This window comes from Kitasatospora sp. NPDC088160, assembly GCF_044741445.1.
Classification (GTDB): Bacteria; Actinomycetota; Actinomycetes; order Streptomycetales; family Streptomycetaceae; genus Kitasatospora.
Window position 1 is genome coordinate 109,726 of sequence record NZ_JBIUSS010000022.1, and the last position, 16,044, is coordinate 125,769.

General features: G+C 74.5%; 14 protein-coding genes. 6 read left to right on the plus strand and 8 right to left on the minus strand.

Annotated features, from left to right (window positions below; translation table 11 throughout):
• Positions 1 to 138: 138 nt before the first annotated feature.
• Positions 139 to 1,809 carry an FtsW/RodA/SpoVE family cell cycle protein gene (locus ACIOGZ_RS30640; protein WP_400810785.1) on the minus strand — a complete coding sequence of 557 codons (1,671 nt, stop codon included), beginning with the start codon at positions 1,807 to 1,809 and terminating at the stop codon, positions 139 to 141.
• Between the two features lie 211 nt (positions 1,810 to 2,020).
• Between ACIOGZ_RS30640 and ACIOGZ_RS30645 the strand changes: the two genes are divergently transcribed.
• From ACIOGZ_RS30645 to ACIOGZ_RS30660, 4 genes are all read left to right on the plus strand, one after another.
• On the plus strand, positions 2,021 to 3,106 hold the full coding sequence (locus ACIOGZ_RS30645; RefSeq protein WP_400810783.1) for a cytochrome c oxidase assembly protein: 1,086 nt from the start codon (positions 2,021 to 2,023) through the stop codon (positions 3,104 to 3,106).
• Positions 3,107 to 3,463: 357 nt separating this feature from the next.
• Positions 3,464 to 4,591, plus strand: a complete 1,128-nt coding sequence (rsgA, locus tag ACIOGZ_RS30650) for a ribosome small subunit-dependent GTPase A (RefSeq protein WP_363584105.1) — start codon at positions 3,464 to 3,466, stop codon at positions 4,589 to 4,591.
• Between the two features lie 468 nt (positions 4,592 to 5,059).
• The gene (locus tag ACIOGZ_RS30655) at positions 5,060 to 6,577 is read left to right on the plus strand and encodes a DNA-3-methyladenine glycosylase 2 family protein (protein WP_400988493.1); all 1,518 of its coding nucleotides are present in this window, start codon (positions 5,060 to 5,062) and stop codon (positions 6,575 to 6,577) included.
• Entirely contained in the window at positions 6,574 to 7,083 is a 510-nt protein-coding gene (locus ACIOGZ_RS30660) for a methylated-DNA--[protein]-cysteine S-methyltransferase (protein ID WP_363584101.1), read from the plus strand. Before ACIOGZ_RS30655 ends, ACIOGZ_RS30660 begins: the two co-directional genes overlap by 4 nt.
• A gap of 26 nt (positions 7,084 to 7,109) precedes the next feature.
• On the opposite strand, the gene ACIOGZ_RS30665 is transcribed toward ACIOGZ_RS30660, so the two are convergent.
• Both ACIOGZ_RS30665 and ACIOGZ_RS30670 read right to left on the minus strand, forming a co-directional pair.
• The gene (locus tag ACIOGZ_RS30665; RefSeq protein WP_363584099.1) at positions 7,110 to 7,625 is read right to left on the minus strand and encodes a GNAT family N-acetyltransferase; all 516 of its coding nucleotides are present in this window, start codon (positions 7,623 to 7,625) and stop codon (positions 7,110 to 7,112) included.
• A 112-nt stretch (positions 7,626 to 7,737) separates the two neighbouring features.
• On the minus strand, positions 7,738 to 8,244 hold the full coding sequence (locus tag ACIOGZ_RS30670; RefSeq protein WP_363584097.1) for a MarR family transcriptional regulator: 507 nt from the start codon (positions 8,242 to 8,244) through the stop codon (positions 7,738 to 7,740).
• Between the two features lie 171 nt (positions 8,245 to 8,415).
• On the opposite strand from ACIOGZ_RS30670, the gene ACIOGZ_RS30675 reads away from it, so the two are divergent.
• On the plus strand, positions 8,416 to 9,993 hold the full coding sequence (locus tag ACIOGZ_RS30675) for an MFS transporter (RefSeq protein WP_363584096.1): 1,578 nt from the start codon (positions 8,416 to 8,418) through the stop codon (positions 9,991 to 9,993).
• Between the two features lie 17 nt (positions 9,994 to 10,010).
• Here the strand turns inward: ACIOGZ_RS30675 and pth are convergent, their stop codons facing one another.
• From pth to ACIOGZ_RS30695, 4 genes are all read right to left on the minus strand, one after another.
• The gene (pth, locus tag ACIOGZ_RS30680; RefSeq protein WP_363630300.1) at positions 10,011 to 10,598 is read right to left on the minus strand and encodes an aminoacyl-tRNA hydrolase; all 588 of its coding nucleotides are present in this window, start codon (positions 10,596 to 10,598) and stop codon (positions 10,011 to 10,013) included.
• Between the two features lie 110 nt (positions 10,599 to 10,708).
• The gene (locus ACIOGZ_RS30685; protein WP_400988532.1) at positions 10,709 to 11,341 is read right to left on the minus strand and encodes a DUF305 domain-containing protein; all 633 of its coding nucleotides are present in this window, start codon (positions 11,339 to 11,341) and stop codon (positions 10,709 to 10,711) included.
• Between the two features lie 92 nt (positions 11,342 to 11,433).
• Positions 11,434 to 12,099, minus strand: coding sequence for a DUF3105 domain-containing protein (locus tag ACIOGZ_RS30690; RefSeq protein ID WP_363584094.1), 666 nt, complete (start codon positions 12,097 to 12,099; stop codon positions 11,434 to 11,436).
• 103 nt (positions 12,100 to 12,202) lie between these two features.
• Positions 12,203 to 12,709: a hypothetical protein gene (locus tag ACIOGZ_RS30695; protein ID WP_363584092.1), complete on the minus strand. Its 507-nt coding sequence runs from the start codon at positions 12,707 to 12,709 to the stop codon at positions 12,203 to 12,205.
• A 342-nt stretch (positions 12,710 to 13,051) separates the two neighbouring features.
• Here ACIOGZ_RS30695 and ACIOGZ_RS30700 point away from each other — a divergent pair, with 342 nt between their 5' ends.
• Positions 13,052 to 14,614, plus strand: coding sequence for a hypothetical protein (locus tag ACIOGZ_RS30700; RefSeq protein ID WP_400988494.1), 1,563 nt, complete (start codon positions 13,052 to 13,054; stop codon positions 14,612 to 14,614).
• 708 nt (positions 14,615 to 15,322) lie between these two features.
• Here ACIOGZ_RS30700 and ACIOGZ_RS30705 read toward each other — a convergent pair.
• Positions 15,323 to 15,922 carry a TetR/AcrR family transcriptional regulator gene (locus ACIOGZ_RS30705; RefSeq protein ID WP_350881577.1) on the minus strand — a complete coding sequence of 200 codons (600 nt, stop codon included), beginning with the start codon at positions 15,920 to 15,922 and terminating at the stop codon, positions 15,323 to 15,325.
• Between the last annotated feature and the right edge of the window lie 122 nt (positions 15,923 to 16,044).

Consider the following 16,044-nt stretch of genomic DNA (forward strand, 5'->3'; position numbering starts at 1 on the left):
CGAACGGCACAGGGCCTCCCCCGCGGGATGCGGGGGAGGCCCTGTGCCGTTCGTCGTCTCCTGGTGCCGGTTCGCCGGTTCGCCGTCGCCCGTTGCCCAGAGGGCGGCCCGGGGCCCGGCGGTGGGTCAGGCGGTGGGTCAGGCGGTCGCCGGGTTCGGCGGGAAGGGGGACGGCGGGGCCGGGTGGTACCCGTACGGGGACTGCTCGGCCGGAGGGTGCGGGGCGGCCGGGTTGACCTCGGTCCGGTCCGGATCCGGATCCGGGCCCGGGGCGGCCGGGCGTGGGAGCGTCAGCTCCGGGGCCGTCGGGTTCGGGCCGCTCGGCGCGGTCGGGTTCGGGCTCGGATCCATCGCGGCCGGACCACCCGGGGCCGCCGACCGACCCGCCGGCCCGGCCTGCGCCGGGAGCGGATCGGGGCTCGGCGGCGCCGGCTCCAGCGCCGTGCGCCCGGCCGAGTCGCTCAGCTTGATCAGCAGCGCCACGATCAGCCAGTTCGCCAGCAGCGACGAGCCGCCCGCCGCCAGGAACGGCAGCGCCTTGCCGGTCAGCGGCACCAGCCCGCTCACCCCGCCGACCACCACGAACACCTGCAGCGCCAGCGCCGTCGACAGTCCCGTCGCCAGCAGCTTGCCGAACGGGTCGGTCAACCCGACCGCCGTCCGCAGCCCGCGCTGGACCAGCAGCAGGTACACCAGCAGCACCGCCGTCACCCCGGCCAGGCCCAGCTCCTCGCCGATCGTGGTGAAGACGAAGTCGCTGCGCCCGGCGAAGCCGATCAGCCACGGCCGCCCCGAGCCCAGGCCCGTCCCGGTCAGGTGCCCGGTGCCCAGGCTGAACAGCGCCTCGGCGGGCTGGTCGGAGATGATCGCCGGGTCGTGGTGCTCCTTGTAGATGTCGAGCGGGTGCAGCCAGGCCTCGACGCGCCCGTGCACGTGCGGCTCCACGGTGCCGACCACGGCCGCGCCGCCGACCGCCATCAGCAGGCCGAGCACCACCCAGCTGGTGCGCTCGGTCGCCGCGTACAGCATCACGACGAAGACGCCGAAGAAGATCAGCGAGGTGCCGAGGTCGCGCTCGAAGACCAGCACCAGCAGGCTGACCACCCAGATCGCCAGCACCGGGCCGACGTGCCGCCCGCGCGGCAGGGTCATCCCCCAGATCTTCCGGCCGGCCAGCGCGAGCGCGTCCCGGGAGGCCATCAGGTAGCCGGCGAAGAAGATCGTGATCGCGACCTTCACGAACTCGTCCGGCTCGAAGGAGAGCCCGAACAGGCGGATCCAGCGCTTGGCGCCGAAGTCCTCCGCCCGGCCCGGGAAGAACGCGGGCGCCGCCAGCAGGATCAGCGCCCCCGTCATCAGCAGGTACACGTACCGCTGGAAGAACCTGTGGTGCTTGATCAGCACGATCAGCGCGATCGCCACCGCGACCGAGATGAACACCCACATCAGCTGCGAGGGCGCGGCCGGGAGCTTCTGGTAGTCGCCCTTCCTCGCGTGCGCCGCCGCGTAGGAGATGTCCAGCCGGTCCAGCAGCATCAGCCCGAAGCCGGTCAGGAAGACGCCCAGCGGCAGGATCAGCGGATCCGCGTACGGGGCGAACCGCCGCACCGCCAGGTGCGCCGCCCCGGCCAGGCCGCCCAGCGCCAGGCCGTGGACCAGCAGCCCGGGCGGCATTTTGCCGGTCAGCGCCAGATCGGCGTCGACGTGCCCCGCCAGACAGACGGCCACCGCGAGCGCCAGCAGGCCCAGCTCGATGTTGCGGTGGCGCGCCGCCAGCCGGCGGCCCTCGCCGCGTGCAGTGCTTTGCACCCTTGTCGTCCCCTTGTCATCACCCGCGTGGCCGGTATCGCCGACGGTGCATCCTGCCAGACGAACACGCCCCTGCGCCGGTTGCGGTCCGGGGGCCGTCGAGGCCTGAACTTTGCCTGGGCAAAGCTTTTTCCGGGCTCGGTAAAGCTTTGTTCAGGTGCAGGTATAGAGGCGGGCCCCGGGCGCGGCGGGCCCCGGCCGGGAGGCCATCATGGCCGGGCGCCGCGGTCCGGTCCGCGGCGTCCGACGGACCGCCGGACGGCGCGGGCGGCGGCAGGGCGCGAACGAGGTGGGCGGACGGATGGACGGCGCGGTGCGAGTGCTCGCCTACAGCGGACCGCCGCCCTGGCAGTGGTCCGACCTGGCCACCTCGTGGACGGCCGAACCGCTCGTGCTCGCCCTCTCCGTGCTGCTCGGCGGCTGGTACCTGGCCGCGGTGCGCACCGTCCACCGGGCGGGCGGCGAGCGCTGGCAACCGTCCCGCACCGCCGCCTTCCTGGGCGGGCTGCTGCTGTGGATCTGGTGCACCTGCTCCGGCCTCGGCGTGTACGAGCGGATCCTGTTCACCGACCGGGCCGTCCAGGTCGTGCTGCTGCTGATGCTCGTCCCGCTGCTGCTCGCCCTCGGTGCGCCGGTCTCGCTGCTGGTCGCGGCCGCGCCGCCGGCCCGGCGCGAGCGCATCCTGCGGGCGCTGCGCAGCCGGCCGTCCAAGGTGCTGATGTTCCCGGCCGTCTCCACCGCGCTGCTGATGGCCCCGCCGTGGCTGCTCTACTTCACGCCCTGGTACGAGGAGTCGGTGTCCAGCGCGTTCGGGAACGTGCTGCTGCACCTGGCGCTGGTGCTGCTCGGCCTGGCGTACTTCTGGCCGCGGCTGCAGATCGACCCGGTCGGGCGCGAGTACCCGCACCTGGTCGGGCTGTTCATCACCTTCGCCGAGGTGATCTTCGACGCGGGGCTCGGGCTGGTGCTGATCTACGGCGGCCACCTGGTCGCCGAGCACTACTACGTGGCGCTCGGGCGGCCGTGGGGGCCGAGCCTGGCGCAGGACCAGACCTGGGGCGGCAACATGCTCTGGGTGCTGGGCGACCTGGTCGGGCTGCCGTTCCTGGCCGCGCTGGTGCGGCGGATGGTGGTGCAGGGGCGGGAGGAGATCAAGGCGGTGGACGCCGAACTCGACGCCCGTTTCGAGGAGGCCGCGGCGCGGGCGCAGGCGGCGGGGCTGCCGGCCGAGGAGGAGGCCGGGATGCGGCCCTGGTGGCTGGACGACCCGAACCTCAAGCACCGGTACGGCGGGTAGTCGGCTCCGGAAGGTAGTCGGCTCCGGAGGGTAGCCGGCTCCGGCGGGTTCCTGAGCGAGGGCCCGCACTTCTGTAGGTCCAATGCTGGCCCCCTGTGGATCCCTTCACCGCGTTTCCGCAGGTCAAAAACCAGTTGGCCCTGCCACCCCGACCCGCTAGCGTTTCTCCCGTCCAGATCGGGGGCCTTCACGGCCGCCCGAGGAGTAGAGAGCAGGAGGTGAACCCCGTGGTCGTTGTCGCCCCGATAGCTGCCTTGGGCAGTACTCGCGTTCACCTCCTCTTCCCGGCCGCCGGCTGACCCTTTCCGCGCCAGCCGCAGCCCGCCGGGATCATCTCCTCCCGAAGGGCCCACCGCGTTGTTCAACGCTGCCTCCACTTCGTCGTCCCCCTCCACCTCTGGCTCCCTCTCTGACGAGCTGCCGCTGTCCGGCTACGGCTGGACGCCCGAGCTCGCCGAACTCTTCACCCCGCTCGCCGAGGCCGGGCTGATTCCGGCCCGGATCGTCCGGGTCGACCGCGGCCAGTGCGACGCCGTGCTCGCCGATCCGGAGACGGGCGAGCCGCGCACCGTCCGGCTCGACACCCGCCCGGTCGGCGACGCCGACATGATCAACTGCCCGTGCACCGGCGACTGGGCCGCCGTGGACCTCCACGCCCAGCCGATGGCCGCAGTCACCGCACTGCTGCCCCGCTCGACCGCGATCATCCGCAAGGTGGCCGGCAAGCGCTCCGACGGCCAGGTGCTCGCCGCCAACGTCGACACCGTCCTGATCGCCGCCTCGCTCGCCGCCGATCCGGACCTCGGCCGGATAGAGCGCTTCCTCGCCCTGGCCTGGGAGTCCGGCGCCGACCCCCTGGTCGTCCTCACCAAGGCCGACCTGGTGGACGACGCCGAGTTCATCCGCGCCGACGTCGAGGCGGTCGCGCCCGGTGTCACCGTGCTCGTGGTCAGCGCCGGGACGGGCGAGGGCATGGACGTGCTGCGCGCCTGCGCGCCCGGCACCACGGCCGTGATCGGCCAGTCCGGCGTCGGCAAGTCCACGCTCACCAACGCGCTCGCCGGCGTCACGGCGATGGCCGTCCAGGAGGCCCGATCGGTCGACCAGAAGGGCCGCCACACCACGACCACCCGTGAACTGATCCCGCTGCCCGGCGGGGGTGTGCTCATCGACACCCCCGGGCTGCGCGAGGTCGGCCTCTACGGTGGCGAGGGCGTGGACCTGGCCTTCGCCGACATCGCCGGACTGGCCGAGGACTGCCGCTTCCATGACTGCGGCCACCACACCGAGCCCGGCTGCGCGGTGCAGGCGGCGCTCGCCGACGGCACCCTGCCGCAGCGCCGGATGGACAGCTACCTCAAGCTCCAGCGCGAGAACGAGTGGATCGCCTCCCGCTCGGACGCCCGACTGGCCTCGGCCCGGGCGAAGAAGTGGAAGTCGCTCTCCAAGTCGATGCGCGCCGCGGGAGGCCCCGTGAAGCGCTGACCAGGAAAGCCGACCAGGAAAGCCGACCAGGAAAGCCGACCAGGAAAACAGGAGGCCGCGGTCGGCCTCCGCCCGGGCCACCCGGCTCGGCGGAGGCCGGGCGGGCCGGCAGCCGGAAGTGCTTCAGGGCCACTGCGGTGGCGTCGTCCACGGTGAAACCCGGGTCACCGAGGGCGGCGAGCCGCCCTGGCCGGCGGCCAGACCGCGAGCAACGCGCGTGCGCCGGGCACTGCGGCGCGGTCTTCCCCCGGCGTGGACCCGGGGCGGGCTCGCCAGTGCGGGTCTCCCGGCATGGGCCCCTGTGCGGGCTGTGAGGGCCCCCGGCGTGGGCCCTCCGGGCCGGTGCTCGGGATGGGTGGGTGGAGGTGGGCGGAGGGTGGGGTGGGGGGAGGGGAGCGGGAGGGACCCCAACGGCCATGTCCGATTTCCGCCAGTCACCCCCCGCCCCAGTGCCGCAGACTGGACAGCGTGATCGACGACGACATCCGGTACCGAGCCGTGGACAGCCGAGACGCCCGCTTCGACGGCGTCTTCTTCACGGCCGTCACGTCCACCGGCATCTACTGCCGACCGAGCTGCCCCGCCGTGACCCCCAAGCGCGTCAACTGCGTCTTCTACCCCAGCGCCGCGGCCGCCCAGGGGGCCGGCTTCCGCGCCTGCCGCCGCTGCCGCCCCGACTCCGTGCCGGGCTCCCCGGAGTGGAACCACCGCGCCGACCTGGTCGGTCGCGCGATGCGCCTGATCGGCGACGGCGTGGTGGACCGCGAGGGCGTCGCGGGCCTGGCCAGCCGCCTCGGCTACAGCTCCCGCCAGCTCCAGCGCCAGCTCATCGCCGAACTGGGCGCCGGCCCGATCGCGCTGGCCCGCGCCCGCCGCGCCCAGACCGCCCGCCTGCTGCTGCAGACGACCGAACTCCCGGTCACCGACATCGCGTTCGCCGCCGGCTTCGCCTCGGTGCGGCAGTTCAACGACACCGTCCGCGAGGTCTACGACCGCACCCCCAGCGGTCTGCGCGCCGAGGTCGTGGCCGGCCGCCGCGTCGCGACCCCGGCCGGCGGCCTCACCCTGCGCCTGGCCTACCGCGGCGCGCTCGACAGCGACCACCTGATCGACTTCCTCGCCCTGCGCGCCGTCCCCGGCGTGGAGGAGGTCGTCCCCGGTCCGCGCCCCGGCGTCCGCACGTACCGGCGCACCCTGGCGCTCCCGTACGGGCACGGCATCGCCGAAGTCGACGGGCTGGCGCCGGGCGAACCGCGCACCCGCGGCTGGCTCGACTGCCGCCTGCTGCTCGGGGACCTGCGCGACCTCCCGACCGCCGTCCAGCGCCTGCGCGGCCTGTTCGACCTGGACGCCGACCCGGACGCGGTCGACGAGCAGCTCGGCGCCGACCCCGTGCTCGGCCCCCTGGTCCGTGAACGCCCCGGCCTGCGCTCGCCCGGCCACGTGGACCCGCACGAGCTGGCCGTCCGCGCCGTGCTCGGCCAGCAGATCACGGTCGGCGCCGCCCGTACGCTGGCCGCCCGGCTGACCGAGAAGTACGGCACCGCGCTGCCCGAGCCGAGCGGCGGCCTGCGGCTGCTGTTCCCGACGGCGGCGGTGCTGGCCACCGCCGACCCGGAGGACTTCGCGATGCCCGCCGCCCGCCGCCGCGCGCTCACCGGCCTGTGCGCGGCCTTGGCCGAGGGGGCGGTGCGACTCGACGGCGGGGTGGACCGGGAGGAGTCCGCGGCCCGGTTGCTGGCCCTGCCCGGCATCGGTCCCTGGACCGTCGGCTACCTGAGGATGCGGGCCCTCGCCGACCCGGACGTCTTCCTCCCGGGCGATGTGGGCGTCAAGCACGGCCTCGTCCGGCTCGGCGCCCCCGGCGACCCGAAGAACGCCGCCCGCGCGGCCGAGGCGTGGGCCCCGTGGCGCTCCTACGCCGTGCACCGGCTGTGGGCCGGGCCCACGAGCGCCAGCACTGGAACGGAGAAGGCAGAGGCATGAGCACCACCGTCTACACCACCATGGAGAGCCCGTTCGGCCGGCTGCTGCTGTCCGGCGTCCTGCCCGAGGGCGGCGGCGCGGCGGCGCTGGCCACCGTCACCGCGCCCGGGCAGAAGTACGCGCTGGCCGAGCCCGCCGACGACTGGGTCCTCGACCCGGAGGCGCTCGCCGAGCCGGTCGCCCAGCTGACCGCCTACTTCGCGGGCGAGCGCACCTCCTTCGACCTCCCGCTCGCCCCGGCGGGCACCGAGTTCCGCCGGCGGATCTGGGCCGCCCTGGACGAGATCCCGTACGGCGAGACCGTCACCTACGGCCAACTCGCCGATCTGGCGGGGGAGTCGCCGCGCGCGGTGCGGGCGGTCGGCGGCGCGGTGGGCGCCAATCCGCTGCTCATCGTCCGCCCCTGCCACCGCGTCATGGGCGCCAACGGCTCGCTGACCGGCTTCGCGGCGGGCGTGGACTGCAAGCGCCGGCTGCTGGAGCTGGAGAGCGGCACGCTGTTCTGACACGTCCGCCCGGGCGGCGGCGCGGCTCAGCCCGCCGCCCGCAGGTCCACCCGCCAGTTGTGGCTGCGCATGAGCCGCCCGGGCGGGAACTCGAAGTCCGTCTCGCCGACGAGGCTGAACCCGGCCTTCGCACAGACCGCGTTGGAGGCCGGGTTGTCCACCGAGGGGAAGGCGTGCAGGTGGCGGTGGGCGGCCTCGCGGCGGGCGGCCGCGACGGCGGCGCGGGTGGCGGCGACGGCGATGCCCCGTCCCTGGTGGCCGGGCAGGACGTTCCACCCCATCTCGTGGACGGTCTCGCCCTCCCAGGTGCGGGTGCCGTAGCCGACGGTTCCGACGGCCTCGCCCTCGGGGAGCAGCACGATCCGGTACATGCAGCCCAGGCCGGACGGGACGAAGTCCAGGTAGCGTCGGTGCCGGACGAGGAGTTGCTCCTCGGTCTCGGGGCCGCCGACGTGCTTCTTCATCTCCGGGGTGTTGACCCGGCGCAGCAGTGCGAGGTCGGCGTCCGTCCAGGGCTCGATCTGTACCTGTGCTGTGCTCATGCCGGGGACGGTAGTGGTCCGTACGGGTAGGTGACCAGCGGTTTTGCAGGCATCCGGGGGTGCTGGCCGGGGTTCGGCCCCGGCTCGGCCCCGGTTTGGGCCCGGCCGGGGTTCAGGCCTGGTCGGGGCCCTGGCCGGTCTCGGCGAGGGCGCGGGCGAGCTGTTCGAGGGCGGGCAGGGCGTGGACGACGGCGTCGCGGTCGGTGGGATCGAGGGTGTCGAGGGCGGTGGCGATGCGGCGCTCGTGGGCGCGCTGCCAGTCGTCGAGCTGGCGCCGGCCGGCCGGGGTGAGGGCGATGCGGGCGGTGCGACGGTCGCCGGGGTCGGCCTGGCGGTCGACGAATCCGGCGTCGAGGAGCTTGCCGATCAGCCCGCTGACGGTGTTGGGGGCGAGCCGCTGCCGGGCGGCGAGTTCGCCGACCCGCAGGGGGGCGGCGGCGAGGGTCTGGAGGAGTTCGACCTGCGCCATGGGCAGGGACTCCCACGGGTAGTCGGTGCGGATGCTGCTGCGCAGGGCGCGGCGCAGGCGGGTGACGGTGTCGGTGAGCCGCCGGGCGTGGTCGACCGCCGTTTCGGGGGTTTCGGTGGCGGGGTCGGGGACGTGTGGTGACGACGGCATGGCGGACAGCGTATCGCCTGGTACGGGCCGGTCCGGCGGGTTGTCCACCGTCGATCGGGGGCCTCCCGGAACTCTGCGGGGCCTCGTGGAGCTCGGTGGAACTCTGCGGGCTCCCGTCGGAAAGCGAGCAGCTCGTAGAAAGAACATATCTGCGTCCGATATATTTGTGGCATGAACGCCACCGCCCTTGCCGCGCGGCTGCTCACCGAGCGGCCCCGGCCCCGCGGCATAGCCGGCTGGCGTCACGCCCACTGGCTGGCCGTCGGCACCGTCTGCCTCGGGGCCTTCCTCGGCCAGCTCACCGCCAGCGTCACCGCCCTCGTCTTCCCGGCCCTCGGCCGGCACTTCAACGCCGGCTTCGCGGCCGTCGAATGGGTCGCCCTCGCCTACCTCCTGGTGCTGGTCGCCCTGCTCGCCCCGGTCGGCTGGCTCTCCGACCTCATCGGCCGCAAGACCATGTACCTCGGCGGCTTCGCCGTCTTCGCCCTGGCCTCGCTCGGCGCCGGATACGCCGGAAGCCTCGGCGTGCTGGTCGCCTGCCGGGCCGTCCAGGCCGTCGGCGGCGCGATGATGCAGGCCAACAGCGTCGCCCTGGTGGCGCGCGGCGTCCCGGAGCACGCGATGCGGCGCGCGCTCGGCATCCAGGCAGCGGCCCAGGGGCTCGGTCTGGCGCTGGGCCCCAGCCTCGGCGGGCTGCTGGTGGAGCACGCCTCCTGGCGGTGGGTGTTCTGGATCAACGTGCCGATCGGGGTGCTGGGCATCCTGGCCGGATGGTTCCTGCTGCCCCGTACCCGCACGGGGCCCCCGCCCGCCGCCGGTGCCGGTGCCGGGAAGCAGCTCATCGCCGGTACCGGGGGCCCGCTCACCGCCGATCCCGGGACCCCGCCCGCAGGGGCCGCCGCGAGCCTGCCCGCTCCCCGCGCCGGGGGCGCCCCCCGCGCGAGTGCCGCCGCGAGCCCTCCCGCCACTGTGCCCGCCACCGCGTCCGGAGCCCGCTTCGACCTGCCCGGCCTGCTGCTGCTCACCGGCTCCACCACCGCGCTGCTGCTCGCCCTGTCCACCGCCTCCGGACTGCCGCTGCCCGGCTGGGCCGCCGCCGCCCTGCTGCTCGCCGCCGCCGTCCTCGCGCTCGCGCTGGTCCGTCAGGAACGGCGGGCCGCCCGGCCGATCCTGGCGCCCGGCCTGGTCAACACCCCCGGGGTGCGGTCCGGGCTGGTGGTTTCGCTGATCGGCTACCTGCTGCTGTTCTGCCCGCTCGTGCTCGGCCCGGTGCTGCTCACCGGCGCGGGCGTGCCGGTGGCCCGGGCCGGCCTGGTGATCACCCTGCTGCCCGCCGCGTTCGCGCTCGCCGCGACCGTCGGCGGCGCGCTGCTGCCGCGCGGCTGGTCGGACGTCGCCCGCTGCCGCGCGGGCGCGGTGCTCGCGGGCGCGGGGCTGCTGCTGTTCGCCCTGCTGCCGGTCTCCGGGGCGGCCGTGGCGGTGCCGCTGCTGCTCGCCGGCTACGGGCTGGGACTGCTGCTGCCCGCCAACAACGCGCTGGTGATGCGGGCGATCCCGGCGCAGTGCTCGGCGGTCGGCGGCGGCATGGTGAACATGGCCCGCAGCCTCGGGACGGCGCTCGGCACCGCGCTGCCCGTCCTCGGAGTCCATCTGGCGGGCCCGGCGTCCGGCGGCCGGACGGTACTGCTCGCTCTCGCGGCGGTCGCGGTGGCGGCCGTGGCCCTGACCCGGCCGGTCCGCCAGGCCTGAAGCCGGGGCCCCTTCCCCTAAGCCTCCGAGCGGACGTTCAGCGCGTCCTGGGCCCGGTTGAGGCCGCGTCGCACCAGCGTGTCCAGCGCGTCCGCACACCGGTCCAACACCCCTGGCAGGGCGGCCTGTTCGCGGTCCGAGAACTTCTTCAGCACGAAGTCGCCGACGCTCTGCCCCTTCGGCGGGCGCCCGATGCCGAAGCGCAGCCGCACGAAGTCGGGGGTGCCGAGCACCTCGCCCACCGAGCGCACGCCGTTGTGGCCGCCGGGGCCGCCGCCGCGCTTGAGCCGTCCGGTGCCGAACGCGAAGTCCAGGTCGTCCTGCACGACCACCAGGTGCTCGACCGGGACGCCGTAACGCCGCAGCAGGCCGGACACCGGCCGGCCGGACAGGTTGACGAACCACTGCGGCTTGGCCAGCACCACCCGGTGGCCGTCGACCTCGATCTCCGCCACCAGGGCGCCGATCCCGCGCCGCCGGAACCGCGCGCCGTACCGTTCGGCCAGCCGCTCCACGGTCAGGAAGCCGGCGTTGTGCCGGGTCAGCCGGAACCACGGGCCGGGGTTGCCCAGTCCGGCGATCAGCCAGGGTGCGGCGGGGGTCATCGGGAACTCCAGGGGCTTGTCGCGGACGCGGGACGGCCGGGGCACGGTACGCACGGTACGGGACCGTCGACCGCGCCCCGGCCGTCCGAGGACACGCGCAGTGGGGTGGGTCAGGACTCGGGCACGCCGGGGGCGGCGCCGCGCTCCGTGAGCATGTCGGTCATCAGCTGCACCTCCGAGGTCTGTGCGACCACCATCGACTGGGCGAGCCGCTTCTCGGCGTCGTTCTTCGCCAGGTCCACATAGCCCTGGGCCATTTCGACGCCGCCCTTGTGGTGCTGGATCATCAGCTGCAGGTAGGACACCTCGGCGTCCCGCCCGCTGAGCGAACGCAGCTTCGCCAGTTGGGTGTTGGTGGCCATGCCGGGCATCAGCGAACCGTCGTGGGCCTGGTAGTCGTGGCCCATCTTCATCCACGCCATCGGCTTGGCCGCCGAGTGCTGCGGCAGCCCCCACTGGTCGATCCAGCCCATCATCATCCCGCGCTGGTTGGCCTGGGTGTTGATGATGTCGAAGGCGAGGGTGCGGGTCGCGTCGTCGCCGGTGCGGTCCCGGACGATGAACGACAGGTCCACCGCCTGCTGGTGGTGGGTCGCCATGTCGCGGGCGAACCCGGCCTCGGGCGAGTCGTCCGCCGGGACGGCCACCGAGGCCGACCCGGACGCCGACGTCCCGCTCGCCACCAGGGCGGGCACCCCGAGGGCCAACGCGAGGGCGGCGGCCAGCGCGGCCGGCCACCACAGCCGCCGACGGGCCGGGCGCGGCGCCCCGGCCTCGTCCGCGAACTCCTCGGCGGCGTGCTCGGAGCCGTCCTCGGGCTGCGCCGCGTCGGCGGTCACATCTGCCCCATGGTGCAGGAGGCGCCCGGCTCCTGGGTCTGCTTGCCCTGGACGTACTTGGTGAAGAACTGGTTCACCCGCGGGTCGCTGGCGCTCTCCACGATCAGCTGGGTGCTCCAGGCGTTCAGGGTGATGGTGCCCTTCTCGTCCGGGTACGGGCTCATCAGCGAGTACGGGGTGGTCTTGACCTTGTCGGACAGGGTCTTGATGTCGTCCGGCGTCGCCTTGCCGTTGTACGTCACCCAGACCGCGCCGTGCTCCAGCGAGTGGACGGCGCGCTCGTTCTCGACCGGCTGGTCGTAGACGTGGCCCATGCAGTCCAGCCAGATCGCGTTGTGGTCGCCGCCGACCGGCGGGGTCATCGGGTAGCTGACCTTGTCCTTGACGTGGGTGCGGCTCAGCTCGCCGAAGGTCTGCACGCCCGGGATGTCCGCGTTGGCGGCGGCCTGCTCCTTCTTCTTGCTCTGGTTGGCGTCCATGACGATCCAGGTGCCGGTGGCGATCGCGCCGATCACCAGCACACCGGCCGCGACCGAGGCGATGACCTTGTTGCGGCGGTCGCGGCGCTGCTCGCCGGCGCGCAGCTCGGCTATCCGGGCGCGGCGGTCGGTCGGGCCGGGCTTGCCGGACTGCTTGCTGGACTGCTTCGAGGCGGAACCCATGGTGGTTGTCCTTGTCCCCGCCGCGCACTGCTGGAGGCGCGGCGGTCAGCTGAAAGAAGGGGAGGGGCGGATCCGCCGGCGGATGCCGGGCGGTGGGTTCCGCTCAGGACCGGTGTACTTGCAGCTCGTGTAGATCGGGTGCCGGATGCGGACCGTCCAGCAGCCCGGCGGGCACCACCCTGGGCAGCGCCTCGGCTGCCGGCGCGAGCGGTGACGCGGCCGGCTGCGGATGCGGCGGCGGGTTCGGCAGCTGGGCGTCCTGCGCGCAGTACGGGTGGCTGGAGCAGCCGTTGTCACGGCGCGGCTGCCCGCCGTCGGCGGTGCACCACGTCCAGTGCCGCTGCTCCCCGGCGCGCTGGCGCTGGTCGGAGGCCTTGGCGGCGGGGCCGGCGTGCGGGACGTGACTGGCGACCGTCGTGACGGTGACGGTGACGGCGGCGGTGACGGTGGTCGGCGTCGGAGCGGCGTGCGCGCCGACCGCCTTCGACTGACCGGCGCACGGCAGCGTCGTGAGCAGCGCGACCAGCAGCAGGACCCACAGCACACCCACCGGGCGGCCCGCCGGTGCGGCCCTCCCCGGTCGAGGTGAGCTGGGGGCCGACGCGGTCATGCGCACATTTAATCAGCCGAACGAGTGAAGCGATGCCCCTCCTCCACCCCCATTTTCGGCCGCTCCCGGACCCGAACACCCCGGAAACGCCCTGCTCCGGGCACATCCGGCAAGCACGGACGGAACGGGACCGAACGCGGGGGTGAACCCGGGGGTGGACGCGGGGCCGGACGCGGGGCCGGATTCCCCGGTGAAACCCGAGGTGGGCGCGGTGGCCGGGAACGGCCCGGCGCTGACCGGTTGTCGCCGAAACCCGGACAGCGTCGTTGCACTTGGAGACAATGACGTCGAGTCCGGCCCCGCCGGGGGCGGCGCGACCACGGACCGACCAGGAGCCGCCAGATGAGCAAGCAGGGTGCCCCCGCACAGTCGCACCGGCCGGACGACGGCTGGTGGGACACGGTCTACGACGGCCCGGCGGGCACCCTCCCCGACACCCCGCACGCGGACCCCGGCGACGGCAGCGTCGACGACTGGTTCGACACGGCGGTCGGCCTCATCGGCCAGCAGCGCACGGCCGAACCGGAGTCGGTGCTGGACGCGGGGCCGGTGCTGGGCGTGGAGCCGGTGCTGGGCGTGGAGCCGGTGCTGGGCGTGGAGCCGGCGTCGGAGTCGGCAGCGGTGCCGGAGCCGGAGCCGGAGTCGGCAGTGGTGCCGGCAGCGGCCGAGGTGCTGGAACGGGACAGCATCGACGACTGGTTCGACACCGCGATCGGCGTCATCGGACCCCAGCGGGCGGACGAGGAGCGGGTCTTCGCCCCTGACGTCCAGGAAAGCGAAGCCAACACCCTCCCCACACCGGTCTCCCTGGACAAGCCCGCCCCCGAGCCCGCGCCGCAACCGGAACCGGAACCGGAACCCGAACCGCAACCCGAGGCCGAACCGGAGGCCGCCACTGAGGAACCCGAGCCCGAGCCCGAGCCCGAAGCCGAGGCCACCGAGGAACCCGACGCCACCGTCCCCGACCCGCGCCCGGCCGTCCGCTCGCCGCTCTCCGACGGCGCCCCCACCGTGCCGCACATCGGCGAGCGCCCGCCGACCTACGGGCCGGAGCCGACCGCCGTCCCGGAGGCGGACCCGGGCGTCCTCGGGGCGCTCGTGCCGGACACCGTCCTGGAGGGCGCCCAGTACGGCCCGTCCGTTCTGCGCGCCGTCTCCGTCCGCGGCGACTCCGCCCGCTACCGGGGCGAGTCGCGGCGGGACGCGCTGCTGATCACCAGGTTCGGGGACGGCCCGGACGGGCTGCTGCTCGCCGTGCTCGCCGGCATCGACCGGACCGGCACCGCCGCGGACGAGGCGCTCGCCCCGGGGGCCGTCGCCACCAGCACCCGCGAGGCCTGCCGCCATCTGGCCGCCGCGGTCGGCCGCAGCCGCGAGGGCCTGGCCGCCGACCTGCGCGACGGCGCCCGGGACCGGCTGCGCTACGGCCTCCAGCGGCTCGCCACCGGCGCCGTCGCCCCGCTGCGCGCGCTCGTGCCCGGGAACGAGGAGGACGGCACGCCGTCCCCGGCCTCGCTGCACTGCCTGCTGCTGTCGCTCGACCCGGCGGTCGGCCACCGGGCGGCCTTCGGGGTCGGCCCGGGCGGGCTCTACCTGCTGCGCTCCGGCCACTGGATCGACGCCTACGCGGCCCGCCTGCTGCACCACCCGGACGGCCGGCAGCCGCCGGAGGAGCCGAGGCCGTTCCGCTTCCGGCTGGTCCCCGCCACCCCGGGCGACGTGCTGCTGCTCTGCACCCCCGGCCTGGCCAGCCCGATCGCCGACGAGCCGGCCGTCGCCCACTTCCTGTCCACCCACTGGGCCCACCCGCACCCGCCCGGCACCGTCGACTTCCTCCGCCAGGTCCAGGTCCGTGCCAAGGGCTACGCCGACGACCGCACGGCCGCCGCCGTCTGGACCGAATGACGACCGCATGACGACCGCGGGGCGGCTGGAGCGCCGCCGGCCCGCCGGTGCCGCGCCCGACACCCGGTCAGCGCACCCGGTCAGCGCACCCGTTCGGCGCACCCGGGGGGAAGGCGGCGCGCGGCGCGGAGCCGCGGACGGTGACTGCGGCCCGGAGGGCGGGCAGCACCCAGACGACCTGCACCGCGGCGTACCAGGGCGGGCAGACGCCCGGGATCGGTTGACGCCGATGAGGGCGATCGGCAGGACGACGGTGAGGGCGGCATGACCGACGACGACGACACCGACCGCCGCGTCCGCGCCGTCCTCACCTACCTGAGCAAGCCCTAGCCTGATCCGGGCCCCTCCCGCGGCGAAATATGTAGACCGACCGACAGATTTCCCGGCCGCGCGAGAAGTCGGCGGGCCCGACTTCTCGCGCGCTGCTCGCGCTTGCGGGTAGTGAATATGTAGACCGACCGACATATTTTTCCCTGGTCACGACCGCGCCGACCGCGCCGACGGGAGTGGATCGCGCAGGAAGTCGACCGGGCCGACTTCCTGTGCACCGCGCGCACTCACGCGCCCCACACGCCACGCCCCACACGCCACGCCCCACACGCCACGCATCACGCGCGCGCATCACGCGCGCGCATCACGCCGTCGCGTCACCGAGGGAAATCTATAGACCGGTCGGTATATTTTCTCCCTCGCCGCCGCAGCCCCTGGTCAGGTGCGCAGGAGGATCGCGGTGACGGCGGTGGCCTGGGTGAGGGCGGCGGGGCGGTGGGTGCCGGGGAGGCCGATGGCGAGGGGGACGGCCAGGCCGTCGAGGAGGGCGCGGATCTGGGTGGCCCGGTCGGCGGCGGGCCCGGGGGTGAAGTGGCCGGTGGCGGTGCCCTCCTCGATGAGGGCGACCAGGTCGGCCTGCCAGGGCGCCTCGATCTCCTGTTGCCCCTGGCGGATCTCGGCGCTGGCGGGGGAGCGCCCCCACACCTCGACCCACAGGATCCAGCGCGGATCGCCCGCCCCGTCGGGCAGGTAGAGGCGCAGGTAGGCGTCGAGCCGCTGCCAGGGGTCGCGCGAGCGGTCGGCGAGGGCGTCGCGGCGCCGGGCCCCGAGCTGGTCCTCGCTCCAGCGGAGGGTTTCCAGCAGCAGCTGGTCCTTGCTGCCGAAGTAGTAGAGCAGGTGTCCGGCGCTCATCTGGAGCTGTTTGCCGAGCCCGGCCATGGTGAGTTTGGCGAGCCCGTGTTCGGCGATCGCGGCCCGGGCGGTGGCGAAGACCTCCTCGCGGGGGCGCGCCGGCCGGCGCGGGCGGGGGTCGGCCATGTGCGGTGCGCTCCCTCGGTGGTGCGGAGGTCGGAAGGCTGCCGGGGCGGGGGAGGTGCCCCCGCCCCGGCAGCCGGGTGGCCCAGGTGCCCAAGGTGGCCCAGGTACCTCAAGTGGCCTGG